The organism is Gemmatimonadota bacterium, from assembly GCA_016719105.1.
Classification (GTDB): Bacteria; Gemmatimonadota; Gemmatimonadetes; order Gemmatimonadales; family Gemmatimonadaceae; genus SCN-70-22.
In genome coordinates this window covers 296,889-321,542 of the sequence record JADKAQ010000013.1, presented here as the reverse complement: position 1 = coordinate 321,542, position 24,654 = coordinate 296,889, and the positions used below count along the sequence as shown (strand labels likewise).

The following is a 24,654-nucleotide window of genomic DNA, read 5'->3' as shown; positions in this document are numbered from 1 at the left end:
CGGCCTCGCCCTCGCTGCGTGCGATCGTTCCTAGAGCTCCCGCAGGATGATGCGCCGGAGCGTTGCCTCGTCGATGTTGCCGCCGCTCACGATGATCCCGACGCGTTGTCCCGCCAGCTGCGGGGCCAGCGTGCGGAGCGCGGCCAGCCCACCGGCGCCGGCCCCTTCCACCAGCGAGTGCGTGGTCGACATGAGCAGGCGCACCGCGTCGGCGATCTCGGCGTCGCTCACCGTGACGAAGCCGGCGAGCCCCGCCTGCAGCGCGGGAAAGGTGAGGTCGTAGGTGCTGCGCGTGGCGAGACCGTCGGCAAAGGTGTCGGCACGCTCCCGGGTGATGCGCTGGCCGCTGTGCCACGAGTCGTGCGCCGCCGCAGCGCCGGTGGCTTGGGCCGCGTAGACCTTGGTGGATGGCGAGAGCGCGCGCCACGGTGATCGCCCCCACCGCCTGCGAGCCACCGCCCACCACCGCGACGATCGCATCGAGCGTCCCCGCCTGTTCGAACATCTCCAGCGACAGCGTCGCGGCGCCGGCCAGCACGGTGCGGTCGTTGGTGGAGTGGGCCAGCGCCAGGCCGTCGGCCTCGACGAGTCGCTGCGCGACCTGCACCGACTCATCGTAGTCGCGCCCTTCCTCGATGACCCGGGCGCCTAACGCGCGCATCCCGGCGTTCTTGTCGGGGTTGTTGCCGACGGGGACGCAGATGACGGTGCGCACGCCGAACGTCTTCCCGGCGTAGGCGATCCCCAACCCGTGGTTGCCGCGCGTGGCGGCGACCACCCCGCGTGCGCGCTGCGCGTCGGGAAGTGCCGTCATGAACGACAGCCCGTTCCGCACCTTGAAGGAATTGGTCGGGTTGAAGTTCTCGTGCTTGACCAGCACCTGGATGCCGTGACCCACCGCCGCGTCCAGCAGCGGATAGTTGTACAACGGCGACGGTTGCAGGTAGGGCGCCAGCCGCGCGTGCGCCGCGCGGACATCGTCGAGGGAGATGGGCCAGGGGGAGGTCATGCGATGCGTGCGAGTGGGGCGGTGATGGAGGCCACGAGCGTCGCGGGCGAGGGGTGGCGCAGCGTCGCCTCGTGCCGCGATCGCCTCCGTCCCCGATCGACTCGTGGAAGTGCGCTTCGTTTACACACCAACGCACAACCGGTCGACCGCTCCCGGCCCGTGCCTCGGCCGGTGCGCCGCCCACCGCTGGTGCGCTGGCTCCTACTCGTCGAGTGGTGACACCTCGACCTCGGCGTGCCCCTCGTCGTCGAACGTGACGTGCACGTTCCACGGACGACAGCACACCTGGCAGTCCTCGACGTACTCCTGTGCGGCGCCGCTGCCGGGGTCGACGGCGATCTCGACCTCCTCCCCACAGTGCGGGCAGGTAACGGTCGTCTCGGTGTCGGCGGTGCCGTCGCCGAGGTCGAACTCTTCGGGGTCATCGAATTCCATGCGGACAAGCTAGCGAGGTCGCGCGGATGCGCGGCGTGTCGTGATGAAACACGGCCGGGGGGAACGGCGTACCAGAGACATCGTGCAACAGGTGCACGAGATCCCCCCACGCAGTGTTCGAGGAACGTATGTGGTACGCGAGGAGAGTGATGGCGGGGCTGGCGCTGGTGATGCTCCCGGCGGCGGCAGGTGCGCAGGTCTTCACGGTCGGCAAGGAGTCCAACAAGCCCGGGGTGGGGCCCAGGCGCTCCCCCGTCTTCGCCGGCCTTTCATTGTCGTATGCTGTGCCGCAGCAGGACTTCAAGCAGAACGTGAAGCAGGGGTTCGGCCTCGACGGCAACGTGCACTACAAGCTGGACCGCCAGGGCATCTTCAGCCTGGGGGGTGAACTCGGCTTCCTCGGCTACGGGCGCGAGACCAAGCGTGTCCCGCTCAGCTCGACGATCGGCGGGCGCATCACCGTCGATCTCACCACGTCCAACAACATCTTCTGGATGGGGCTCGGGCCGCAGATCACCGCGCCGTCGGGGCCCATTCGCCCCTACGTGAACGGCACGGCGGGCTTCGCCGTCTTCTGGACCGAGTCGAGCGTGAAGGGGACCTTCGCCGACGAGGAGTTCGCCAGCACCAACAACTACGACGACGCCATCTTCGCCTGGACCGGCGGGGCCGGGATCCTGATCCCCGTCGGCCAGTCGAAGCAGGGGGCGATCGACATCGGAGCGCGGTGGCACGGCAACGGGAATACCCGCTACCTCAAGCGGGGGGACATCATCGACCTCCCGAACAACAACGTGCAGCTGCGGGTGAACGAGGGCGAGACGCCGATGCTGGTGTGGCGCCTCGGGGTCAAGTGGGGGCTGTTCTAGCGCGACGGGGCGGCCTCGCGCGGGCCTAACGACGCCGGGGCAACGGCGCGAGGCGCCCTGCTGTTTGAGCCTCACCGGCGTGCCGGTGGTTGAGCCTCACCGGCGTGCCGGTGGTTGAGCCTCACCGGCGTGCCGGTGGTTGAGCACCACCGGCGTGCCGGTGGTTGAGCATCACCGGCACGCCCCGTAGCATTGGGGCCATGCGCATCAGCGGCGGCCCCGCAGCCATTCTCGCCCTCGCCACCGGCTTCGCCGTCGGTGCCACGGCCGCGTCGGCATCGCCGGACGCGGCCTCGCTGCTCCTCGCCGTGAGCGACCCGGTGGGGACGCTGTGGGTGAACGCGATCCGGATGACGGTGATCCCGCTCGTCGTCTCGCTCCTGATCACCGGGATCGCCGGGATGCGCGACCTGGGTTCGGTGGGGCGACTGGGGATCCGCGCCCTCCTCCTGTTCGTCGGATTGCTGGCGGGGATCGCGCTCTTCACCGCCCTCGTCGCGCCGCCGATCTACGAGCGCCTCACCGTCGATGCGGCATCGGCGGCGGCGCTGCGCGAGCGCGTGGCAGGCGTCACGACCACCGTCCCCCCGCTCCCGGGGTTTAGCGCCTGGCTCACCTCGCTCGTCCCGGTGAACCCGCTCGCCGCGGCGGTCGACGGGGCGATGCTTCCGCTCATCGTCTTCACGGTCGCCTTCGCGCTCGCGATCTCCCGCCTGGCAGAGGAGACGCGGGGCGCGGTGCTCGGCGTCTTCCAGGCGACGGGCGATGCGATGCTGGTCCTCGTGCGGGCCGTGCTGTGGGCCTCCCCGTTAGGCATCTTCGCGCTCGCCGTTTCGCTGGGGGCCAAGCTCGGGGTCTCGGGGGCCGGCGCGATCGGCTTCTACCTGGCGACCCACGTCGCACTGCTCGTGGCGGCGATCCTCCTGCTCTATCCCGTGGCCGTGGTGCTCGGCCGCGTGTCGCCGCGCGTGTTCGCCCGCGCCGCGCTCCCGCCGCAGGCCGTCGCCATGGGGACGCGCTCGTCGCTGGCCGCCCTTCCGGCGATGCTCGATTCCGCCGAGCAGGCGTTGGGATTGCCGCGTGACGTCTCGGGATTCGTGATCCCGCTGTCGGCGTCGGTCTTCCGGCTCAACCTGGCGGTCTCGTGGATCGTGGGCGGGCTGTTCATCGCCAAGCTGTATGGCGTTCCGTTTGGCTTCCAGTCGCTGGCGACCTTCTACATCGCGGCCGTGGTAATGAGTTTCTCGGTCCCCGGGATCCCGAGCGGCTCGCTGTTCATCATTGCGCCGCTCTTTCCCTCGGTGGGGCTGCCGGTGGAAGGCGTCGGGATCCTCATTGCCCTCGACGCCGTCCCCGACATCTTCAAGACCACGCTCAACGTGACCGGGCACATGACGGTGGCCTCGGTCCTCGGGCGCTCGCCCGAAGCGAAACGTTAGGCACCCCGCATGCGCATCCTCACCTGGATCGGCCGGTCGCTCGCCGTGCTGCTGGTCGCCGCCGCCGGTGCCTGGGCGATCGTGGCGCTCCCGCAGCGCCCGTCGGCCGCGCGCAGCTGGGACGGTGATCATGCGCGGTTGGCGCGCGCCGACTTCGAGGGCGATAGCGCCGTCACGCTCCGCGGCGTGCGCGACTTCGCCTACACCTCGAGTACCGCGTATACGCCGGGCTTTCGCGATCGGCGGTACGATCTGTCGGCGATCGAATCGGTCTGGTTCATCCTGACCCCATTCTCCACCACCTGGCGCGGGCCGGCGCACGCCTTCGTCTCGTTCGGCTTTCGCGATGGCGAACACATCGCAGTCTCGGTGGAGGCGCGCCGAGAGGTGGGTGAGGAGTATGGGCTCGTACCGGGCGTGCTGCGCCGCTTCGAACTCGCGTACATCGTGGGGACGGAGCGCGACCTCATCGGCCGCCGGGCGCTGTTCGACGGCGACGACGTCTTCCTCTATCCCATCGCCGCGCCGCCAGCCCGCGTGCGGCAGATGTTCGTGGAGATGATGCGCCGAGCCAACGCGGTGCAGGAGACGCCCGAGTTCTACAACACGCTGACCAACAACTGCACGTCCAACCTGGTCGATCACGTCAACCGGATGGTCCCGGGGCGCATCCCCTCCAGCGTTCGCACGCTTCTCCCGGGCTACGCCGACGAACTGGCGCTCTCGCTCGGGCTCATCGAGGCGACGGGGACGCTGGAGGACGTGCGCGCGCGCTTCCGCATCAACGAGCGGGCGCGTGCGGTCCGTGCCGGCGAGGACTTCTCGGCCGCCATTCGCCGGGGGATGGTCGCGGCGCCAGCGCCGGTTGCATCTGACGGAGACGGGAATGGGCCGCAGCCCGGGCGCTGACCCGACGCGCGCGCGCTCCCTCGTCGCCGGGGTCAGCCTCGGCGTCATCTTCGGCGCGATCGGCATCCCGCTCGGCATCCTCCTGGGGATCAAGGGCTACTGGCTCCTCGTCACGGCCGTGGCGATGGGGGGTGTGGCCGGCTTCATCGTCATGAAGTTCTCGTCGGGCTTTGCCGAGGGGAGCGCGGCCGCCATCGCCGCCTTCGTGCACCCCAGCGGATCGAGCGTCCCGTACGAGGCCACCTTTTCGGCGCATGATGCGCTCGAAGTCGCCGGGGACGTAGCCGGGGCGATCGAGGCGTACGAGGCGACGCTGGTCGCCGAGCCGGAGAACACGCGCGCGCTGCGCCAGGCAGCGGAGTTGCACGTGCGGGCCGGAAATGCGGGACGCGCCGCCGAGCTGTTCGGCGCGCTGCGCCGCGTGGGGGCGTCGCGCGAGTCGGAGCTGTATGCCACCCAGCGGCTGGCCGACCTGTACCTGGGGGCGTTAGGCGACGACGGGCGCGCCCTGGTCGAGCTGCGGCGCCTGGCGGAGCGCTTTCCGGGGACGCGAGAGGCCGAGGGGGCGCGCGTGGCGCTGCGACGCCTCAAGGAGGCTCGCGAGCGCGAGACGGGCCGTGAACCACGAGATCCTGCTCCCTGACACCGTGGGGGGGCGCGCCGTCTAGCGGTGACGGCGGGTGATGCGTATGACCATGGTGCGACGCCGCGTCACCCGGGCGTCGTTTCTCCCACTCGTCGCCACGGTCCCATGTCGCCGTTCTCGTTCGTTCGCCCCCTGACTCGCTCCTTCTCGCGCCCCCTGTCGCGCCTGTCGGGCCACTCCGCGGTGCGAGTCGCTCTCGCCGCGCTCGCCCTCGCCGCGACCGCCGTCCCCACGCTCGAGGCCCAGGCCCCCACCAGCCCGCTCTTCTCGGAGCTGCGGTGGCGCCACATCGGCCCGTTTCGCGCCGGGCGCACCAAGGCGGCGACGGGGGTGCGGCAGCAGCCCAACGTCTTCTACATCGCCGCGGTCAACGGCGGGGCTTGGCGCACGACCGACTACGGGCGCACCTGGACGCCGATCTTCGACGGGCAGCCCAGCGGATCGATTGGGGCGCTGGCGGTGGCGCCGAGCGACCCGAACATCATCTACATCGGGAGTGGTGAGGGGTTGCAGCGCCCCGACCTCTCGACGGGCGACGGGATCTACAAGAGCACCGACGCGGGGAAGACGTGGGCGCACCTGGGGCTGCGCGACGGACAGCAGATCCCGCAGATCGTGATCGACCCGCGGAATCCCGACCGGCTCTTTGTCGCCGTGCTCGGGCACCCGTACGGCCCTAACGAGGAGCGCGGCTTGTACCGCTCGCTCGATGGCGGCCGCACCTTCAAGAAGATCCTCGGCAAGGACGAGAACACCGGGGCGATCGACATCGTCATGGCGCCGGACGATCCCAATACGCTCTACGCCGCCCTGTGGGAGGCGCGACAGGGGCCGTGGGAGAACGGCGTGTGGCAGGGACCGGGGACGGGGCTCTTCAAGTCGACCGACGGTGGCGACTCGTGGACGCCGATCATGAACGGCCTGCCGACGCCGGCCGAGGGGCTGGGGCGCATCGGGATCGCGAGGTCGGCGAGCCGCCCGCAGCGACTCTACATCACCATCGACGCGGGCGACCGCAGCGGCATCTACCGTTCCGACAACGCTGGCGCCTCGTGGGCCAGGACGTCGACCGACGAGCGCGTGCACAACCGCGGGTCGGACTTCGCCGAGGTGAAGGTCGACCCGAAGAACGCCGACGTCGTGTACAGCGGGAGCATCGTCACCTGGAAGTCGGTCGATGCCGGCGTGACGTGGAAGATGATCCGCGGTGCACCTGGCGGCGACGACTATCACCGCATCTGGATCAACCCCGACAACCCCGACATCATCCTCATCGCCGCCGACCAGGGGGCGATCATCACCGTGAACGGTGGTGAGAGCTGGAGCTCGTGGTACAACCAGCCGACGGCGCAGTTCTATCACGTCACCACCGACAACTCCTTCCCGTATCGCGTGTGCGGCGGACAGCAGGAGTCGGGGTCGGCGTGCGTGCAGAGCCGCGGCAACGACGGGCAGCTCACCTTCCGCGAGTGGCGCCCGGTCGGGGTCGAGGAGTACGGCTACGTCGCCCCCGACCCGCTCGATCCCAACATCATGTATGGCGGCAAGGTGACGAAGTTCGACTATCGCACCGGCCAGACGCAGAACGTGGCCCCCAAGCCGTTCCGCGACGCCAACTACCGGATGCTGCGCACCGCGCCGATCCTCTTTGCGCCGACCAACCCGCGCAAGCTGTACTTCGGCGCCAACACCATCTGGCAGACCATCGACGGCGGGAACAACTGGACCGAGATCTCCCCCGACCTCACGCGCCAGGATTCGGTCGTCCCGCCTAACGTCGGCAAGTACGCCACCGAGCGCAGTGCGAAGGCGCGCCACCCTGGCGTGGTCTACACGATCGCCCCGAGCTATCGTCGCGAGAACGTGATCTGGGCCGGATCGGACGATGGGCTCATTCACGTCACGATGAACGGCGGGCGCACGTGGAAGAACGTCACGCCGCCCGAGCTGGTCCCGTGGGCCAAGGTGTCGCTCATGGACGCCGGGCACTTCGACACGCTCACCGCGTACGCGGCGATCAACACGCTGCGCCTCGACGACCTGCGCCCGCACATCTTCCGCACGCACGACGGCGGGAAGTCGTGGCAGCGCATCGTGACGGGGATCGATTCCGGCGCGACGATCAACGTGGTGCGCGAGGATCCCAGGCGCAAAGGACTGCTCTATGCCGGAAGCGAGACCAAGGTGTGGGTCTCGTTCGATGACGGCGACCACTGGGAACCGTTGCAGGTCAACATGCCGGCCACCTCGATCCGCGACCTCGTGATCAAGGACGACGATCTCGTCGTCGGGACGCATGGGCGCGGCTTCTGGATCCTCGACGACATCTCGCCGCTGCGCGAGTGGGCCGATCGGGCGACGTCGAAGCGGGCGCACCTCTTCAAGCCGGCACTCGCCACGCGCGTGCGCTACTCGATGTATACCGACACGCCGCTCCCCGTCGACGAGCCGCGCGCCGAGAATCCGCCGGATGGCGCGATCCTGCACTACGCCCTCGAGCGGGCCGCCTCGTCGCTGGCGCTCGAGATCGTGGACGCGAGCGGTGCGGTGGTGCGCCGCTATGAGAAGGGGGTCAACGCCGACCCCGATCCGCGCGCCGAAGGGCACTGGCCCGACTGGTGGATCCGTCCGTCGCCGGTGCTGAGCGCCGAGCCGGGGATGCATCGTTTCGTGTGGGACCTGCGCCACGCGCGTCCGAGGGCGCTCTCGTTCTCGTACCCGATCTCGGCGATTCCCGGGCAGACCGTCCCGGAGCCGCTGGGGCCGTTCGCCCTCCCCGGACGGTACACCGTGCGCCTGACGGTGGACGGGACGACGTATTCGCAGCCACTCGTGGTGCGGATGGATCCGCGGGTCAAGACCGCACCGGCGGGGATCCAGGCGCAGCACGCGCTGGCGCTGCGCCTGCACGCCGGGATCGACAAGGCGGCCGACGGCATTGCCCGCGTTCGGCAGCTGCAAGAGGCGGCGCGCGCCGCAGGAAACGCCACGCGCGCCGCCGAACTTGGCGCACTGGTCGGGGCGGCGGGGGGCTTCGGCGGGCGTGGTGGAGGACCGTCGCTGTCGCGGGTGAGCGGGGCGTTGACCCAGCTGCTGGACGTGGTGGACGGGGCCGACTACGCGCCGACGGCCCAGGTCCGCGCCGCGGCGACGGCCACCCTTCGGGAGCTGGAGGCGCTGCTGGGGCGGGTGAAGTAGGGGGCGCCCGCTCCAGCCTCCCGGGGGTGGTGCCGATACTGAAAGGCGATGAGCCGGATCAGCATTGTCCCACCCAAGCCGCCTGCTCGCCAGACGCTCGTGCACCGGGGGGCCACGTTGGTGTCGTCGACACCACGTGACCGCGCCAACCGGTTGGACGGCACGCGCTGGAGCAACCGCCTCTCCTGGAAGGAGGAGGAGGGGATCGGCCTGTACCTCGAGTGCTTCCGCCTTGGCGAGGGGGTCGCCCTCTTCAAGGAAGGGGACCACGATGCCTTCGCCGCGATCATCATCAGCGGGGCATTGGAGATCCGGAAGGGAGACTCGTCGCAGCAACAGCGCGTGGTGGGGCGGCTCACCGAGGGGAAGATGGTCGGTGAGATGTCGCTCATCGACGGCACGTTCCGCTCGGCCACCGCGGTCGCGACCGAACCGACCGAGATCCTCGTGCTGTCGCGCGAGGACTTCGACACCATGTGTAACGACCGCCCCGATCTCGCGCTCAAGGTGGCGCTGATGATCGCCGAGGCCGTGTCGCAGCTCCTGCGCAAGACGACCGGGGAGCTGGTCGACTATCTCGACACGGACGACGAGCGGGCGCTCTAGCGCCTAACGCTGACCCTCCGCGACCAGGGCGGACGCTTCTTCAGCACCTTCGCATAGACCGGACACGACTCGTCGTGCGCCCCGGCGAGGTAGCCGGTGCTCATCAGGAACTCGCCGACGATCTCGCCCCCGGTGAAGACGAAGGTCTGCTTGAACAGCTTCTGCCACGCCGGGCGGTCGAGCGGGTGGTGCGCGTCGAGCCAGGCGGCGAACGAGCCGTGCGACCGCTGCAGCGACTGGATGCGCGTCGCGTTCTCGATCGCGGCCTTCACCTTGAGCCTGTTGCGGATGATCCCGGCGTCGCCGAGCAGGCGTGCCTCGTCGCGCGAGGTGTAGCGCGCAACGCGGGCAATCTCGAAGCCGTGGTACGCGCGGGTGAAGTGCTCACGTTTCCTGAGGATCGTGAGCCACGAGAGTCCGGCCTGGTTGATCTCGAGCATCAGGCGCTCGAACAGGCGGTCGTCGTCGGCAATGGGAAAGCCGTACTCCCGGTCGTGGTAGGGGCCGTGGAACTCGTGTCCACGCGCGACGTCGCAGTAGGTGGTCATGGCGAGTGAGGGGGGAAGCTCCCAAACCTAACGCGCACCGCGACGCCGGCGGCGGCTTCGCGCACATCCGCGCTCGCTGGAGCGGTACGCGGATCGGCAAACGCGTCACGCTCGACATCCCATGCATCTGCCGAGCGTGGGGCACGGCGTACGGAGCGCGTTACGGCGACTTCAGGAACTCCGTGGCGAACTGCATGACACTTGGAGCGCCGAGGAGGTTCATGTGGGTCGTGTTCGGAACGATCGCCAACCGGCTGGCAGATCGCAGCGATCCATCAATGCCCGCGTCACGCTGTCCGCCGCCTAACAGCTTGTAGAACTCCGCCATGTGCTCGGGGCGAATCGCGTCGGCATCCGCAAAGACGAGCAGCGTCGGTGCCTTGATGCCAGCCACGGAGGCCGACCAGTCGTAGCTGTGATTCGCCAGTTCACCCGTCTTCCTGAACACGGTCTCCCAGTTCACCGACGGATAGAGCGTGGCAAGCGGCGACTTGGCCACCTCGGCCGCAATCATCGGTGCCGCCGCGGGCATCTGGGCGAAGGCCTGCAGTACCTCCGGGTAGTAGCCGTCCGAGCGAAAGCCGGCCGCGATCACGATCAGCTTGTCGACCAGTTCGGGATGGCGGATGGCGACCTGCAGCGCCACGTCTCCACCACTCGAGTACCCCATCACACTCGCCTTGGTGATGCCGAGATGCCGCAGCAGCGCGGCGACGTCGTCGGCGAAGACATCGTGCGACCACGGGCGGCTCGTGTCCTTGCTCAAGCCGTGTCCCCGAGCATGCGGCGCGATGACGCGGTGCGTCTTGGCCATCTCGGTCAACGGTGCACCGAACATCTCGGACGGCGTGACCCCTCCATGCAGCATCACGAGGGGTGGACCATCCCCGTGGATCTCGTAGTACAGCTCGACGCCGTTGACCTTGGCATGGCCCTTGGTGTCAGGCGTGCGCATGGCTTGTGCTCCCGCGATCGTGGCGTGTGCGGCCGCGGCGCAGACCGCGGCGACGAGTATGACCGCCCTGTGTGTACGTCGCGCACTCATTCCGCGTTTGTCGATCCCAGGCCGACGAGCAGTTCGTCGAGTTGTTCGAGCGCCTCAGGCATCGCGCCGGTAGATCCGGCGGCGGCATCGGCCGCGTCCTTCGAGGGATAGAGATCGTGCACCGCCACCACCGTTCTGCCGTCGACTTCATCGAACGTCACCGTCGTGACGGTCACGCCGCCATCGCTTTCCTCGTTGGTCCACACGAGACGCGAATCGGGGACCACTTCCACGTACGTGCCGAAGAACTCCATGGTCGAATCCTCGTAGGGAAAGACCACTCGGTACTCGCCTCCCACACGAACATCCATCACGCAGGACAGCATGCTCAGACCAAACGATCTGGGCACCCACCACTGCCTGAAGAGTTCGGCCTTGGTAAAGGCCTCGAACACGAGGCGCGCCGGACCGTTGATGGTTCGCGTGACGACGAGTTCGCGCTCGCCCCTTCGTTCCACCGTGGGCCGCTCCTGGGTTGGGGCGCCGTCACCGTCTTTTCGTTCGTCCATCGTCGCGTTCCTCTCGTTTCAGGTTCCCCACAACCCGGTCCAACTCGTCAAAGCGTTCGCTCCAGAGCTGGCGGTACCGTTCGATCCACTCCGCCTCTTCCTGCAAACCGCATCGGCCGAGCCGGCAGATGCGTACCCGTCCGACCTTCTCCGTGGTGACGAGCCCCGCCTGCTCCAGCACGTCGACATGCTTCTTCATGCCCGTGAGGGTCATCTGGAACCGCTGGGCAAGCGCCGAGATCGACGCGTCCGCACGCCCGAGTTGCTCCAGGACACCGCGTCGGGTGGCGTCCGAGAGGGCGCCGAACGCAGCATCGAAGTTGGCCTGGTGAAACTGAACCATATGGTTCAGTGTACAAGATGGAACGCTGGCGTGCAAGGGGACGCTGGGGAGCCGCCGCGTTCTGGGCGGTTCAGTTCACTCTCGATCAACGCCGGCGGACGGCCTAACGCACTCCGCGGCGACGCACCGGCAAGCAGATGTCGGTGTGCGGCAACCGGTCTCGCGTCCGGATCGCCGAGGCATGGTAGATCTCCACGGCGGGGAGCCCGACGAGGTCAAAGCCGCGCAGCGTCGTGACGCGTGGGAAGATCGTCGCGTAGGCGGCCGGGAGCGTGTCGAAGCTCCCGGCATGCGTCGTCACGGCGAAGTCGCCGCCCGGCAGCGCCTGATAGGCGACGCGGCCGTCAGGTGCAAACGGGGCAGGGACGACCAGCGCGGCATCGAAGCGTCGCTGGCTCGCGCGCGTGGTGAGGGGGGCGTCATGGCCAATCCCCATCCAGATACGCGGCCCCCGCAGCCGAACGCGCGTGGCCCACCGTTCCAGCGCCTCGAAGATCGTGTCCGGCACGGCTTCGTAAGGGCCGAGGTGCCGCACGAACGCGAGGTGCACCGGACGCAGGCGACGCACCGTGGTGGTGGAGAGCGCGAAGGCGTCGGGATGCGCCGGCTCGCGCGCCGGTGACGAACGCTGCGGGGGCGAACGGTCGACGGCCGCACGGGCGATGACGTGGCGCTGCGCCCAGGTGCGGTACTCGCTCGGCGTTCGATGAAATCGTCGCCGAAAGGCCCGGGTGAACGTCTCGTGCCGGTCGAAGCCGCAGTCCAGCGCGATGGAGAGGATGCTGGCGTCGTGTACGAGCAGGCGGAACGCCGCACGCTCCAGTCGAAGGCGCGACACGTACTGCCGCGGCGTTTCGCCGACGGCAGCGCTGAATACCCGATGCAGATGCGACGGAGAGTGCCCCGCGTGTCGTGCGAGCGTGGTCAGGTCGAGATCGTCTTCGAGGTGCGCCTGGATGTGAACGAGCAACGGCAGCAGCTCGACGAATCGTCCGGACGATCGCTCGGGCGTTTCATCGCGCCGACGCACGCTCAAGCGATCGCGCCCCCACCTGCGCGCTGCGCGTGGGCACCGCCGAGGTAACACGCAACGAGCTTGGTGGAGTAGCTCAGCGACGCCATCGCCCACGGGGCCGCGGTGCCGTTCTGCGACGAGGCGAGCAGGAGCCCGAGATCGAGCACGAAGAAGATGCCGAAGAGGGCGAGCGCGGTCGGGGTGTTCTTCGCCACCCGTCGGCTCGCGAGGTAGAAGATCGGCCCCCCCGCCACGACGGAGACCCAAGGCCCCGACAGCTGCGCGTAGTGTTCGTAGGTCGCGACCGGCTGCCCGGGATTGATGGCGTAGCTGTAGATGGCGACCCATGCGAAGGCCGCTGCCACCTGTGCGACCTCGGCGATGATGGCCCCGGCCAGGGCGGCGGGCCAGCGAACACGCGTGGATTTCATGGCCGCCAATATGTCGCCTGCCGTGTCGTGCGGCTTGACGTTTCTTGCCCGGTCGACAGGCTCCAACAGCGCACGGGCGCCGCACGTAACCCTCGACGAGCCACCGTCCGTCGGCTCGCCCCCCAAACTCTCGTCTTCCCACGATGATGCGCACCGCCGTCTGTTCGCTCCTCCTTGCCGGCAGCCTTGGGGCCCAGGCGCGCCCGTCGGCGCCGGCCGCCGCGACCGCCGCCGTTCCCGCACGGCCAGCGGCGGCCGACACCGCCGAACGTTTCGTCGAGACCTCGCACGTGGCGCGCATCGGAGGGGCCGAGATCCGCTATACCGCGACGGTCGGGCGGCTGGTGCTGCGCTCGGCGGCGGGCAAACCGCGCGCCCAGATCTTCTTCACGTACTATCGCAAGGACGGCGAGGATATGAAGGCGCGCCCCATCACGTACACCTACAACGGCGGACCAGGCTCTCCGTCCATCTGGCTGCACATGGGGCTCATGGGGCCCAAGCGCGTGCAGATGGCGACCGACGGTTTCCAGCCGGCGCCCCCCTACACGCTCGTCGACAACGAAGAGTCGCCGCTCGACGTGACCGACGTCGTGCTGATCGACCCCGTGCAGACGGGCTACTCGCGCGCCGTGGAAGGGGAAGACCCGCGTCCATTCCTCGGCGTGCGCGGCGACGTGCAATCGGTGGCCGAGTTCATCCGGCTCTTCACCACCAGGTTCAATCGCTGGCCGTCGCCCAAGTACCTGCTGGGCGAGTCGTATGGCACGATGCGCTCTGCCGGGCTCTCCGCCGAGTTGCAGAACCGGCACGGGATGGAGCTCAACGGGATCGTCCTCGTGTCGTCGGTACTCGACTACCAGTCGAAGGGATACGTGCCGGGGAACGACTACCCGTACGCCAACTTCCTCCCCTCGTTCACCGCCTCGGCGTGGTATCACCGGAAGCTGCCAGCCGACCTGCAGGCCAAGGGGCTCGAGCAGGCGGTCGCCGAATCGCGGGCGTTCGCCTTTGGCGAGTATCTGTCGGCGCTGGTGAAGGGGACGCGCCTGCAAGGCGAGGAGCGCGCCGCCATCGTGCGGAAGGTCGCGCGCTATTCGGGACTCGACCCGGCGTTCATCGAGCGCGCCAACCTGCGGGTGAGCGACCAGCGCTTCCGGAAGGAGCTGCTGCGTGACCGCGGTGTGCACATCGGTCGGCTCGACGGGCGCTACACCGGCGTGGACGCCGACGCGGCCGGCGAGGACCAGGAGTACGATCCGTCCAACCAGGCGTTAGGCGGTCCGTACACGGCACTCTTCCTGGACTACGTGCGCCGCGAGCTGAAGTGGGAGTCGGAGCTGCCGTACTACACCAGCGGCCAGGTGCAACCGTGGGATTACGCGCCGTACAGCAATCGCTACCTCAACATGGTGGAGGACCTGCGCTCGGCGATGGCGCGCAATCCGTATCTCAAGGTGATGGTGGCCAACGGCTACTACGACTTCGCGACGCCCTTTGCCGCCACCGAGTACACCTTCGACCACCTGGGGATGGAGCCGTCGTACCGGGCGCGCGTGTCGCTCACGTACTACGAAGGGGGGCACATGATGTACATCCATCCGGCGCTGCTCAAGCAGCTCAAGGGGGACATCGCGCGCTTCGTGCAGTCGACGCGGAGTGCGAAGGGGACGAACTGATCCGCAGTCACCCGACGTGAGGCACGCGGCCTAGACGCTCCCGCAGAGCTCCACCAATGCGCCCCCTGCCAGGCGCGCCCCCAGCGTGTGCTCCTCATCCCACGGCACACGGTACGCCACGTCGGCGTCGAAGCCGCGAACGCTGGGGTCGACAGTCACGTACGGAACCGCGACGCGGGGCCACACATCGGCAGCGGCAGCAATCGCCGAGAGGTCACAGTCCGCGTCGTCGCCAGGGGCCTCAGCGTCGCGGTACGGTTCGAGATGCTCGAAGAGGGCAGCGGCGATGACCGGGAGCGCCGTCGCGTAGCGCGCGGGGAGCGCGCGCGCGGCGGCCAGTGCCTCGGGGTGGGGCGCCTTGCGATCGCCGGCCAGCCGCAACGTCACGCGACCGTGCGGGGCGAGCATCAGCTGCTCCCACCCAGAGCCCTCCCGACCGCTCGAACGTACCGAGCGCGTCGTCGTGGAAGGGCGCCGATGTGAAGAGTCCGCACATGTGCGCGTGCCTCCGCGTCGCCTCAGTCCCAGTTCCGTTGCCGGCGCTCCTGCTTCTTGTGCGAGTCGCGCCGCTTGTCGTCGAGCCGCCGCTCCTCCGAGGCGCGCGTCGGGCGCGTCGCCTTGCGCTTGCGCGGGACGGCGAGCGCACGCTTCACGAGCTCCGCCAGGCGCAACTCGGCCAGTTCCCGGTTCTGCTTCTGGCTCCTGGTGTCGCTCGCCACCACGCGCACGCGCCCCTCGGCATCGAGACGCGCGGCCAGCTTCTCGGTCACGCGGGCCCGCTCGTCGTCGGCCAGGGCACGCGACGTGGCGGGGTTCCAGAGGACCTCGACGCGCGTGGACGAGGTGTTCACGTGCTGTCCGCCGGCCCCGCCGGCCCGCGAGGCGCGCGCCGACAGTTCGCGGCGCGGGATCACGTGGCGCGCGTCGATGACCAGGTCGCCGTCGGGGGTGTCGTCGCCGGGGCGGGGCGCACGCGGCGCAGCAGGCCTCGGGGACTTGGGCGGCGTGAGCGGCTTGGGCGGCCTTGGCGACGGTGCCTTCGGGCGCGCGGCGGCGGCAGACGAATCGCGGGGCGACTTGGCGGCGGGCATGGGGGGGACGTCAGCGTGGGGTAGGGGTGCGGTGTACGCGCACAGCAGCTACGCGTCGTTTGTCCATGGCCATCACCTCCAACTCGCCTCCCGGGTACGACGCACGCTCCCCGAGCTTGGGGACGTGCCCCAGGCGCGCGAAGACGTATCCGCCGAGTGTGGTCCACTCGCCCTCGGGGATGGGGAGGCGATGGTCGGAGCGCACATCCACGAGCGACAGCGAGCCGGAGAGCTCGAGGACGCCGTCCACCTCGACCACGTCGCGCGAGGCCATGTCGTACTCGTCGGCGATGTCGCCGATCACCTCTTCGATCAGGTCTTCCATCGTGATGATCCCCGCCGTCCCCCCGAACTCGTCGAGGACGACGGCCATCTGTGCCCGGGTGCGACGCAGGTCGTCAAGGACGCGTTCGGCCGACCGTGACGCGGGGATCAGGAGCGGGTCGCGCAGGTGTTCGCGCAGCACGAAGGGGCGACCGGGCTCGCGCAGCCAGAGGTCCTTGGACAGGAAGACCCCGACGATGTCGTCGAGCGACTCGTCGTACACCGGATAGCGCGAGTAGCGCTCGCGGCGCACGATGCCGGCGATTTCGGCCTCGTCCGAGTCGACGTGCAGGGCGACGATCTCGGTGCGTGGGCGCATCACGTCGTGCACGCGCTTGGCGGCAAAGTCGAAGATGCCGGCGAGCATCGCCGAGTCGGTCTCGTTGAGCGTCCCGACGGCGCGGGCCTGCATCACGAGGAGGCGGATCTCCTCCGGCGAGTGCGCGTGGTGCGCCTCGGACATCGGGCGGATACCCGCCAGTCGCAACAACCAGTTGGCGGCCCCGTTGAGCACCCAGATGAAGGGCGACATGACCTTCGAGAAGGCCATGAGCGGGAGGGCCACGAGCCCGCTGATCCGCTCGGGCATCACCAGCGCCACCGACTTGGGGGCCAGCTCACCAAGGACGATGTGCAGGAAGGTGATGATCGCGAAGGCGGTGATCGTCCCGGCGGCGGTGTGCGCCATCCCGGGGGGGACGTCGATGCCGAACTGCGCCAGCATGCGGTCGACCACCACGGCCAGCGCCGGCTCGCCGATCCACCCTAACGCGAGCGAAGCCAGGGTGATGCCCAGCTGCGTCCCCGAGATGTAGCGATCGAGGTCGGCGAGGGCCCGTTGTGCCCGGCGGGCGCCGCGATCCCCGGCCTCGGCCATCGCCGCCAGCTTCGAGCGACGCGCCCCCACCAGGGCAAACTCCGCCATGACGAAGAAGCCGTTGAGCAGGACGAGGACGACGACGGCCGCGAGGCGGCTACCGAGCGATGACAGCGAAAGCGGTTCCACGAAGGGAGGGCAAGGGAAGCGATCGAGCGGGAGCCGACGCGCAAGCGCCTAACGCTGCCGGCAGGCTCCCGCCCCCACGCGGGCGCGGATCGTGGTGGGCGACGGGAGCGAGTCGGCCGCCGGGGCGCGGAAGATCGCGAGGTACTCGTCGTCGCCGGTCGCCACCGTGCGAACGGGACGATAGCCCACGACCCCCAGTTCGCACTCCAGCAGCCACGGAGGGGTCCCGTGCTGGTCGGTCGGGAAGGTCATGTCGAGAATCCCCACCTGCGCCCCGTCCCTGAGCGCGTGCGCCAGGTTCCAGAGCAGCGCATACGGATCCGTGATCTCGTGGTACATGTGGATCATGATCGCCGCATCGACCGAGTCGCGCGGCAGGCGTGGGTCGTGGGGGTCACCTCGCACCACCGCGACGTTGGCGAGCTGCTCCTCCCGCACCCGGTCGGCGAGCAGCGCCAGGTACTCGGGCACGATGTCCTGTCCGTACACCCGGCCGGTCGCGCCCACCCGCTGGGCCATGCGCACGACATAGTAGCCGTCGCCGGCCCCCACGTCGGCGACGCGCATCCCCGGCACGAGCTGGAGCGCATCCATGACCGTTTCGGCCTCGTTGGCGGCATCCCGCGTCGTTTCGTCGGTCCAGCGCGGGGCGACGATTTGCGAAAAGCGGCGGCTTGGGGCCGGGAAGGAGTCGGCCGGGAGGCCGCGGGCGAACGACGTCCACTGCGAGTCGGCCGGCGACTGCTGCGGCGGCGACGCCTTGCTCGCCCCACAGCCGGTCATCGTGAGCGCCACGAGGAGGGCGCCCGCCCATGAGGCGGCGGCGACCAGGAGCCGAGGGCGGCGGGCGTGAGTGCTGACGAAAGGTGCGTGCACGAGGGAGACGGAGGAGCGAAGGTTCCCGAGCCGGGGCCTGACGGCAGCGCCCCCGAAATCAGGCCGGCGCCCTTTCAACGCTAACCGGGGCGCGGCTTTTCGCCACAGGCTCAACGCCATGCGGGGAAACGCGTTCCGCCTCCAGTCGTCCTGAGGGTGGCACTTTGCGAGTGTCCGCCGAGCATCCCGTTCGTTGCAGGATGCAAGGCAGTTCAGCCCCGAAACCGGCGTGACCGCGATCAATCCCGAACCGCGATCGTTCATAGACCCGCGTCGCCTGCTGCGCTCCATCTATATGGGACGCTTGGCGATGACGGCGGCGATCTACCTCGCCGCCGTCTTCGCGTGGCGTGATGCCGACCGGGGCGACACCCTGGTCGCCTCGCTCACGATCACGGTGGCGATGATCTTCACCGCCGGCTCGGCGCTCTACTCCGAGGACGGGAAGAAGAGTCTTGGGCGCACCTTTCTGTCGCTCCAGGCGGTCTTCGACCTTGCCCTGGTGACCGCGGTCGTCCACATCACCGGCGGCGGGGCGTCGCAGTTCGCGGCCCTCTACATCCTCGTGATCGCCACCTCCGCCGTCCTCCTGTCGACGACCGGGGCGCTGCTGGCGGCGGCGCTGGCCTGCGTCCTCTACTTCGGCGACGTCATCCTCCTGACCGAAGCGCCGATCGACGCCGCCCTGCTGCTGCAGCTCGGCGTCTTTGCGGTCGTCGCGCTCTCCTCGTGGTACATCGCGGCGCGCCTGCGCGAGGCGCGCGCCGGGACCGAGGAGCTGGCCGCCGAGCTGGTGAAGGTGCGCCTCGAAGCGAGCGACATCCTCCGCAACATCCGCAGCGGGATCATCACGATCGACGCGCGCGGGACGTTGCTGTACGCCAACCCGACCGCCAGCACGTTGCTGGGGCTCCCGCTCGAGGGGCACATCGGCGAGTCGGCGCTGGCGCTCATCGAGCCGGTGGCCCCGGTGCTGGCGCGCGCCATCGAGCGAGCGGCGGTGGACGGCGTGCGCACGACACGCGCCGAGGGGACGGTGGCGACGGCCACGCGTTCGTTCCCCATCGGGCTCAACACGACGGTCTCCGTGCCTAACGGGACCGACGGGGCGCCCGGCGCCGGCACCGCGACGGTGATCTTCCAGGACATCTCCGACCAGAAGAAGCTCGATACGCTGCACATGCGCGCCGAGCGGCTGGAGGCGGTGGCCGAGCTGAGCGCGTCGCTGGCGCACGAGATCAAGAATCCGCTGGCCTCGATCCGGTCGGCGGTGGAGCAGTTGGGGCGCTCGCCGCGCGCCAACGACGACGAGCGGTCGCTCTCGTCGCTCATCGTGCGCGAGTCCGATCGCCTGTCGCGCTTGTTGAGTGAGTTCCTCGACTTCGCCCGTGTGCGGGTGACGCGCATCGGGCCGGTGGACCTGGCGTCGGTGGCGCGCGGGGCGACGTCGCTGGTGGCGACGCACCCCGACCGTCCCGAGGGGGTGCAGGTGCAATGCGTCGTCCCCGAGGGCGAGGTGATCGTGGAGGGCGATGAGGACCTGCTCTATCGCGCCGTCTTCAACCTCGCGCTCAACGCCGTGCAGGCGTCGACGCGCCCGGGGACGGTGCGGGTGGAGATCGCCCCCCTCACTTCCGACGATGCGCCGGCCGGCGTCTCGTTCGACCAGGGCGGGGTGGCGCTGCGCGTCTCGGACGAGGGGGAGGGGATCCCCTCGGAGATTCGCGACCGGTTGTTCGATCCGTTCTTCACGACGAAGCCTGGCGGGAGCGGGCTGGGGCTCTCGGTGGTGCACCGCGCCATCGAGTCGCACCGCGGTTTCGTCTTTGTCGACAGCGATGCGCGCGGGACGCGCGTCACCGTCCTCCTTCCCACGTTCCAGGCCGACCCGGAGTCGCCGCGTGATTGACCGTGCTGCCAACGGACCCTGCGTCCTCGTCGTGGACGACGAGGCGGGGATCCTCGAATCGCTCCGCATCCTGCTCAAGAACGAGGGCTTCACCCCACACGTCGCGTTAGGCGGCCGGCAGGGGCTGGAGCAGATCGAGTCGCTGGCGCCGGACGTCGTGCTGAGCGACATCCGCATGCCGGCGGTCGGGGGGCTCGAGATCCTGAGCGCCGCGCGCCAGAAGGATCCCGACATGCCGGTGATCCTCATGACCGCGCAGGCGACGCTGCAGTCGGCGATGCAGGCGGTCAACGAGGGGGCGTTCTACTATATCCAGAAGCCGTTCCGCAACGATGAGCTGCTGGCGATCCTGCGGCGTGCCACCGAGCACCGCGTGCTGCGGGTGGAGAACAAGACGCTCAAGCAGGAGATCAAGCGGCGCGACAAGTCGACCGGGGCGCGTCCCATCGGGAAGAGTCGCGCCTGGCAGGACGTGCTGCGCCTGGCGGAGACCGTCGCCCCCACCGACTCGACCGTCCTGATCCAGGGCGAGTCGGGGACGGGCAAGGAAGTCATTGCCCGCTACATTCACGACCTGTCGCTGCGCGTCGACGGGGCCTTTCTCTCGATCAACTGCGGCGCGCTCCCCGAGAGCCTGCTGGAGAGCGAACTGTTCGGCCACGTGAAGGGCTCCTTCACCGGCGCCGTGAAGGACAAGACCGGCCTGTTCGCCTCGGCGGAGAAGGGGACGTTCTTCCTCGACGAAATCGGCGAGACCACGCCGGCGACCCAGGTGAAGCTCCTGCGCGTGTTGCAGCAACGGCAGATCATCCCGGTGGGGGCCACCGAGGCCATCCCGATCAACACGCGATTGCTGGCGGCGACCAACCGTGATCTCGAGGAGGAGATCCGGCGCGGGACGTTCCGCCGCGACCTGTACTATCGCCTCAACGTCATCGCCATCCACCTCCCTCCGCTGCGTGAGCGACGCGACGACATCCCGCTCCTGGTCGACGCCTTCCTGGCGCGCAGCGCGCAGCAGCGCGGACAAGCGGTGAAGCAGCTGAGCGAGGGGGCGCTGGACATGGTGATGCGCTACAACTGGCCCGGCAACGTGCGCGAGCTGGAGAATGCGCTGGAGCGCGCGTGCATCCTCACCGAGGGGACGATGATCGAACTGGCCGCGCTGCCGGAGAAGCTCTCGTCGCACACGCCGGAGCGCCTGGTGGAGGACCGCGCGACCCCGAATCCGCCGCTCGACGTGATCGAGCGCGCCTACATCCTCTGGGTGCTGCAGTCGGAAGGGGGGAACAAGACGCGGGCGGCCGAGGCGTTAGGCATCGATCCATCGACGCTGCATCGCAAGCTGCAGCGATTCGGGACCGAGAATTGACCGGGGGCGGGATGACGGTGGCTCCGGGAGGCGGCGACGCGAGCGTCGGGCGATCGGCGCACGCGCCGGGCATCGAACGGACGCCGCTCGTGTCGGGTGCGGAGACGTTGACGCTGGCGCGCCTGGTGCCGTGGATGGTGGCGCTCGCCGCCTTCGGTGCGGCAGTCGCGGCGATCGGCCCGTGGCCGGTCGGCGTCTTCCAGGACGACGGCATCTACATGGTGCTGGCCAAGTCGCTGGCGACGGGGGAGGGGTACCGCTACCTCAACGTCCCCGGGACGCCGAACGCGACACATTATCCGCCGCTCTTTCCCGCCGTGCTCGCGCTCCTGTGGAAGGTGAGCCCCTCGTTCCCGCAGAACGTGGCGCTCTTCAAGTTCGCCAACGCGGCGTGGCTGGGGGGCGCGGCGGCGCTGTTCTACGCCTTTGCGCGCGAGCGGTTGCAGCTGGGACGCATGGCGGCGGGGCTCGGGGTCGCGGCGTTCAGCGCCTGCGCGCCGGTTGTGCTGCTGACGGTGATGGTCCTGTCGGAGCCGATGTTCCTGTGCACGTTGGCCGGGACGCTGATCCTGTGCGAACGGGCGGCGTCGAGCGCGCGGGTGAAGGACGCGGCGATCGCCGGCGCGGCGGCCGCGGTGCTGTCGCTCGTGCGCACGTTAGGCATCCTCTGCGTGCCGGCGACGATGCTGGTGCTGGCCTGGCGGCGCCAGTGGCGCGCGGCTTTCGCGATCGGGGCGGTGACGATCCTGCTCTCGATCCCGTGGCAGCTGTGGGTCGGGGCGCATGCGGCCGAGGTGCCGTCGATCTTCCTGGGGAAGTACGGCTCGTACCTGGGGTGGTTGGTGGACGCGGTGCAGCGCGACGGGATCGTCTTCCTGCGCGACGTGGCGTGGGCCAACCTCAAGAGCCTGGTGGCGCAGGGATGGGCCTCGACGGCGACCGACACGTTGAACGTGTACGTGCGCAACACGACGTCGATCGCCCTCGCCTTCTTTTTCGGGTTGGGGCTGGGGGCGTTCGCACGGCGCGCGCCGTCGGTGGCCCTCTTCCTCCTGTTCTACCTCGGGATCGTCGTGATCTGGCCCTTCGCGCCGGCGCGCTTCACCTGGGGGGTGTGGCCGTTGGTGGGGCTGGTGTACACGATGGCGGTGGTGACGGTGTGGGAATGGCGGGGCGTCGCCTCCGGCCGCATGGGGGGCCCCCCCCAACAACACGATCGCCTCGGCGACCGACGCGCGCATCATCATTTCCGCGCGACCGTCATCGATTCAGCGCATCCTGCGCCCCCTCGCCCTCGCCTCGCTCACCGCGCTCGCGGTCGGCTACGCCGGCTACAACTACCTCGGCGTCACGCGCGACTGGTGGGGGGTGGTGCAGGGCTCGGTCGCCAATCGCGCGCGTCCGCTCGCCGAGTGGGTCGTGGCCAACACCGACAGCACCGCCGTGCTCGCGACCGATGACGATGTCCTCATGCACCTGTACACCGGGCGCAAGGCGATTCCCAATTCAGCCTTCACGCCGCAGGAGCATCTCGTGGAGCAGTCGCCCGCCTTCGCCGTGCAGTCGCTGCGCACCATCCTCGCCACCTACCGGGTCGACTACGTGCTCGCCTCGGCGCGATACGGGGCGCACGCGGTGCAGGGACTCGTGCGGGCCACGCCGCCCGAACTTCGTGTGGTGCGCAGGCTCCCGACCGGGGCGATCTTTGTGCCGGTGCAGGGGAGCCGGTCGACGCCGTCGGCCGATGCCGCCGCGAGCCCACAGGCGACCGACACGCGGGTGACGCGATGAGCGCCGCCGCCGAACCCACCGACATCGACCTCCGCAAGGAGCGCCTCGCGCTCTTCGCCGTCACCGCTCTCGTGCTCGTCGTCGCCGTCCTCACGATCGCCCCCTGGCCGGTCGGCGCCTTCCAGGACGACGCCATCTACACGGTCCTCGCCAAGGCGCTCGCCACCGGCGAGGGCTTCCGCCTCATCAACCTCCCCGGCTCGCCGCACAACACGCACTACCCGCCGGGCTATCCGCTCGTCCTCGCCGCCCTGTGGAAGCTCTGGCCGGCGTTCCCCGACAACATCGTCCTCTTCAAGTTCGCCAACGCCTTCTTCCTCGCGGCGGCGGCGGCCGGGACCTGGCTCTTCACCAGGGAACGACTCGACTTCCGCCCGTGGCAGGCAGCGGTGACGGCGATCGTCGGCACCCTCTCGGTCACCGTCCTCCTCGTGACCGGCGTCGTCCTCTCCGAGCCGCTCTTCCTGGCGCTGCTCTTCCCGACGCTGATCCTGTGCGAGCGCGCCGCCGAGCGTGGCGACGTGCGCACCGCATTCCTGGCGGGGCTCCTGATCGGCGTGCTGGCGATGGTCCGCACCCTGGGCGTCTTCGCCCTTCCGGGGGCCGGGCTCGTCCTGCTCCTCCGCCGGCGGTGGGGCGCCCTGATCGCGTTAGGCGTCGGGGCGATGCTCTTCCTCGTCCCGTGGCAGCTGTGGGTGGGCGCCTACCAGGGCGAGATGGCGCACCCGCTCGTGGGGAAGTACGGCTCGTACGGCGCCTGGCTGGTGGAAGGCTACCAGGCCGGCGGCTGGGACTTCGCCAAGGCCGTCGTCATCCGCAACGCGCAGGACATCGACAGCACCGTCAGCTACATGCTCGTCCCGGTGACGACCGCGTGGCCGCGCGCCATCGCCTTCGTCTCGCTCCTCTTCTTCATGCTGGTGGGAACGAAACGGTACACGCGCAATGCGCCGGTGACGGCGGGCTTCCTCGCCTGCTACATCCTGGTGGTCATGCTGTGGCCCTTTGAACCCAATCGTTTCTTCCTCGCCATCTGGCCGCTCTTCGTCCCGCTGGTCTGGTACGGTATCGTCGCGTGCTGGACCGTGACGCTCCCGCGCCCGGTCGCGCTGCCGTGGCGCGGCGCGGTCGCCGCCACCGTCCTGCTCATGACGGTGGGCTACGTGTGGTACAACGGGATCGGCTACACCAAGAAGTGGTGGGTCTCGGTGCAACGTACCGCCGGAGTGCGCGCGCGTCCCACGGTCGAGTGGGTCGCGCGGCACACCGCTCCCACCGACGTCGTCTCGACCGAGGACGACCTTATCATCTACCTATACAGCGGTCGCAAGGCCGTCCCCACGTCGACCTTCACCGCGGTCCAACGTGTCCGCACGCTCACCGACGCCGAAGACGTGGCAGCCGTCGAGGAGATCTTCGACGCCTTCCAGCCGAACTGGTTCATCGTCAGCAGCACCACCGGCGTCCGCACGGCCAAACAGTTCGCGTCCCGCACCCCGCCCGTGCTGCGCCAGGCGGGGGAGACGCCTCACGTGATGATCTACCAACGCCTCGCCCGATGACGCTTCCTCGCCATCCCACCCCATCGTTCACCGGTACGATCG

At 69.3% G+C, this 24,654-nt stretch carries 23 protein-coding genes and 1 pseudogene; 12 read left to right on the top strand and 12 right to left on the bottom strand.

Annotated features, from left to right (window positions below; all coding sequences use genetic code 11):
- Nucleotides 1–30: 30 nt before the first annotated feature.
- A pseudogene (locus IPN47_14415) lies at nucleotides 31–1,009 on the bottom strand (threonine/serine dehydratase).
- A gap of 201 nt (nucleotides 1,010–1,210) precedes the next feature.
- Complete coding sequence (locus IPN47_14410; GenBank protein ID MBK9409209.1) at nucleotides 1,211–1,444, bottom strand: CPXCG motif-containing cysteine-rich protein; 234 nt, start codon at nucleotides 1,442–1,444, stop codon at nucleotides 1,211–1,213.
- 149 nt (nucleotides 1,445–1,593) lie between these two features.
- On the opposite strand from IPN47_14410, the gene IPN47_14405 reads away from it, so the two are divergent.
- From IPN47_14405 to IPN47_14380, 6 genes are all read left to right on the top strand, one after another.
- A complete protein-coding gene (locus IPN47_14405; GenBank protein MBK9409208.1) occupies nucleotides 1,594–2,313 on the top strand; it encodes a hypothetical protein in 720 nt (239 codons plus the stop codon).
- 200 nt (nucleotides 2,314–2,513) lie between these two features.
- Nucleotides 2,514–3,752 (top strand): dicarboxylate/amino acid:cation symporter, encoded by a 1,239-nt coding sequence (locus IPN47_14400; protein ID MBK9409207.1) that lies wholly within the window; start codon nucleotides 2,514–2,516, stop codon nucleotides 3,750–3,752.
- Nucleotides 3,753–3,761: 9 nt separating this feature from the next.
- Nucleotides 3,762–4,661 carry a DUF4105 domain-containing protein gene (locus tag IPN47_14395; GenBank protein MBK9409206.1) on the top strand — a complete coding sequence of 300 codons (900 nt, stop codon included), beginning with the start codon at nucleotides 3,762–3,764 and terminating at the stop codon, nucleotides 4,659–4,661.
- A complete protein-coding gene (locus IPN47_14390; GenBank protein MBK9409205.1) occupies nucleotides 4,639–5,304 on the top strand; it encodes a hypothetical protein in 666 nt (221 codons plus the stop codon). Before IPN47_14395 ends, IPN47_14390 begins: the two co-directional genes overlap by 23 nt.
- A gap of 186 nt (nucleotides 5,305–5,490) precedes the next feature.
- Nucleotides 5,491–8,505: a glycoside hydrolase gene (locus tag IPN47_14385; GenBank protein MBK9409204.1), complete on the top strand. Its 3,015-nt coding sequence runs from the start codon at nucleotides 5,491–5,493 to the stop codon at nucleotides 8,503–8,505.
- A 48-nt stretch (nucleotides 8,506–8,553) separates the two neighbouring features.
- Complete coding sequence (locus IPN47_14380; protein ID MBK9409203.1) at nucleotides 8,554–9,111, top strand: cyclic nucleotide-binding domain-containing protein; 558 nt, start codon at nucleotides 8,554–8,556, stop codon at nucleotides 9,109–9,111.
- On the opposite strand, the gene IPN47_14375 is transcribed toward IPN47_14380, so the two are convergent.
- The 6 genes from IPN47_14375 to IPN47_14350 all read right to left on the bottom strand — a co-directional run bounded on the left by IPN47_14375 (nucleotide 9,108) and on the right by IPN47_14350 (nucleotide 13,002).
- Nucleotides 9,108–9,659 carry a DNA-3-methyladenine glycosylase I gene (locus IPN47_14375; GenBank protein ID MBK9409202.1) on the bottom strand — a complete coding sequence of 184 codons (552 nt, stop codon included), beginning with the start codon at nucleotides 9,657–9,659 and terminating at the stop codon, nucleotides 9,108–9,110. The two genes, IPN47_14380 and IPN47_14375, sit on opposite strands and share 4 nt — an antisense overlap.
- A gap of 160 nt (nucleotides 9,660–9,819) precedes the next feature.
- Nucleotides 9,820–10,614 carry an alpha/beta hydrolase gene (locus IPN47_14370; protein ID MBK9409201.1) on the bottom strand — a complete coding sequence of 265 codons (795 nt, stop codon included), beginning with the start codon at nucleotides 10,612–10,614 and terminating at the stop codon, nucleotides 9,820–9,822.
- Between the two features lie 86 nt (nucleotides 10,615–10,700).
- Nucleotides 10,701–11,213: an SRPBCC domain-containing protein gene (locus IPN47_14365; protein ID MBK9409200.1), complete on the bottom strand. Its 513-nt coding sequence runs from the start codon at nucleotides 11,211–11,213 to the stop codon at nucleotides 10,701–10,703.
- A complete protein-coding gene (locus IPN47_14360) occupies nucleotides 11,191–11,556 on the bottom strand; it encodes a helix-turn-helix transcriptional regulator (protein ID MBK9409199.1) in 366 nt (121 codons plus the stop codon). The genes IPN47_14365 and IPN47_14360 overlap by 23 nt, the downstream gene beginning before the upstream one ends.
- Nucleotides 11,557–11,659: 103 nt before the next feature.
- Nucleotides 11,660–12,526 (bottom strand): helix-turn-helix domain-containing protein, encoded by an 867-nt coding sequence (locus IPN47_14355; protein ID MBK9409198.1) that lies wholly within the window; start codon nucleotides 12,524–12,526, stop codon nucleotides 11,660–11,662.
- A gap of 62 nt (nucleotides 12,527–12,588) precedes the next feature.
- Nucleotides 12,589–13,002, bottom strand: a complete 414-nt coding sequence (locus IPN47_14350) for a hypothetical protein (GenBank protein ID MBK9409197.1) — start codon at nucleotides 13,000–13,002, stop codon at nucleotides 12,589–12,591.
- A gap of 146 nt (nucleotides 13,003–13,148) precedes the next feature.
- On the opposite strand from IPN47_14350, the gene IPN47_14345 reads away from it, so the two are divergent.
- Nucleotides 13,149–14,681 (top strand): peptidase S10, encoded by a 1,533-nt coding sequence (locus tag IPN47_14345; protein MBK9409196.1) that lies wholly within the window; start codon nucleotides 13,149–13,151, stop codon nucleotides 14,679–14,681.
- A gap of 30 nt (nucleotides 14,682–14,711) precedes the next feature.
- Here IPN47_14345 and IPN47_14340 read toward each other — a convergent pair whose 3' ends face one another.
- From IPN47_14340 to IPN47_14325, 4 genes are all read right to left on the bottom strand, one after another.
- The gene (locus IPN47_14340) at nucleotides 14,712–15,089 is read right to left on the bottom strand and encodes a hypothetical protein (protein ID MBK9409195.1); all 378 of its coding nucleotides are present in this window, start codon (nucleotides 15,087–15,089) and stop codon (nucleotides 14,712–14,714) included.
- Nucleotides 15,090–15,199: 110 nt separating this feature from the next.
- Nucleotides 15,200–15,610 carry an aminoacyl-tRNA hydrolase gene (gene arfB, locus IPN47_14335; GenBank protein ID MBK9409194.1) on the bottom strand — a complete coding sequence of 137 codons (411 nt, stop codon included), beginning with the start codon at nucleotides 15,608–15,610 and terminating at the stop codon, nucleotides 15,200–15,202.
- A gap of 172 nt (nucleotides 15,611–15,782) precedes the next feature.
- Nucleotides 15,783–17,102 (bottom strand): HlyC/CorC family transporter, encoded by a 1,320-nt coding sequence (locus IPN47_14330; GenBank protein ID MBK9409193.1) that lies wholly within the window; start codon nucleotides 17,100–17,102, stop codon nucleotides 15,783–15,785.
- Nucleotides 17,103–17,150: 48 nt separating this feature from the next.
- Nucleotides 17,151–17,978: a methyltransferase domain-containing protein gene (locus tag IPN47_14325; protein ID MBK9409192.1), complete on the bottom strand. Its 828-nt coding sequence runs from the start codon at nucleotides 17,976–17,978 to the stop codon at nucleotides 17,151–17,153.
- A 229-nt stretch (nucleotides 17,979–18,207) separates the two neighbouring features.
- Here IPN47_14325 and IPN47_14320 point away from each other — a divergent pair, with 229 nt between their 5' ends.
- From IPN47_14320 to IPN47_14300, 5 genes are read left to right on the top strand one after another with little or no spacing between them, the layout of a single operon-like run.
- Nucleotides 18,208–19,887 carry a PAS domain-containing protein gene (locus IPN47_14320; protein ID MBK9409191.1) on the top strand — a complete coding sequence of 560 codons (1,680 nt, stop codon included), beginning with the start codon at nucleotides 18,208–18,210 and terminating at the stop codon, nucleotides 19,885–19,887.
- Nucleotides 19,880–21,259, top strand: a complete 1,380-nt coding sequence (locus IPN47_14315; protein ID MBK9409190.1) for a sigma-54-dependent Fis family transcriptional regulator — start codon at nucleotides 19,880–19,882, stop codon at nucleotides 21,257–21,259. The genes IPN47_14320 and IPN47_14315 overlap by 8 nt, the downstream gene beginning before the upstream one ends.
- 11 nt (nucleotides 21,260–21,270) lie before the next feature.
- Nucleotides 21,271–22,719: a glycosyltransferase family 39 protein gene (locus IPN47_14310; GenBank protein MBK9409189.1), complete on the top strand. Its 1,449-nt coding sequence runs from the start codon at nucleotides 21,271–21,273 to the stop codon at nucleotides 22,717–22,719.
- Entirely contained in the window at nucleotides 22,679–23,050 is a 372-nt protein-coding gene (locus IPN47_14305; protein ID MBK9409188.1) for a hypothetical protein, read from the top strand. The genes IPN47_14310 and IPN47_14305 overlap by 41 nt, the downstream gene beginning before the upstream one ends.
- The gene (locus tag IPN47_14300) at nucleotides 23,047–24,612 is read left to right on the top strand and encodes a hypothetical protein (GenBank protein MBK9409187.1); all 1,566 of its coding nucleotides are present in this window, start codon (nucleotides 23,047–23,049) and stop codon (nucleotides 24,610–24,612) included. Before IPN47_14305 ends, IPN47_14300 begins: the two co-directional genes overlap by 4 nt.
- Nucleotides 24,613–24,654 lie beyond the last annotated feature (42 nt).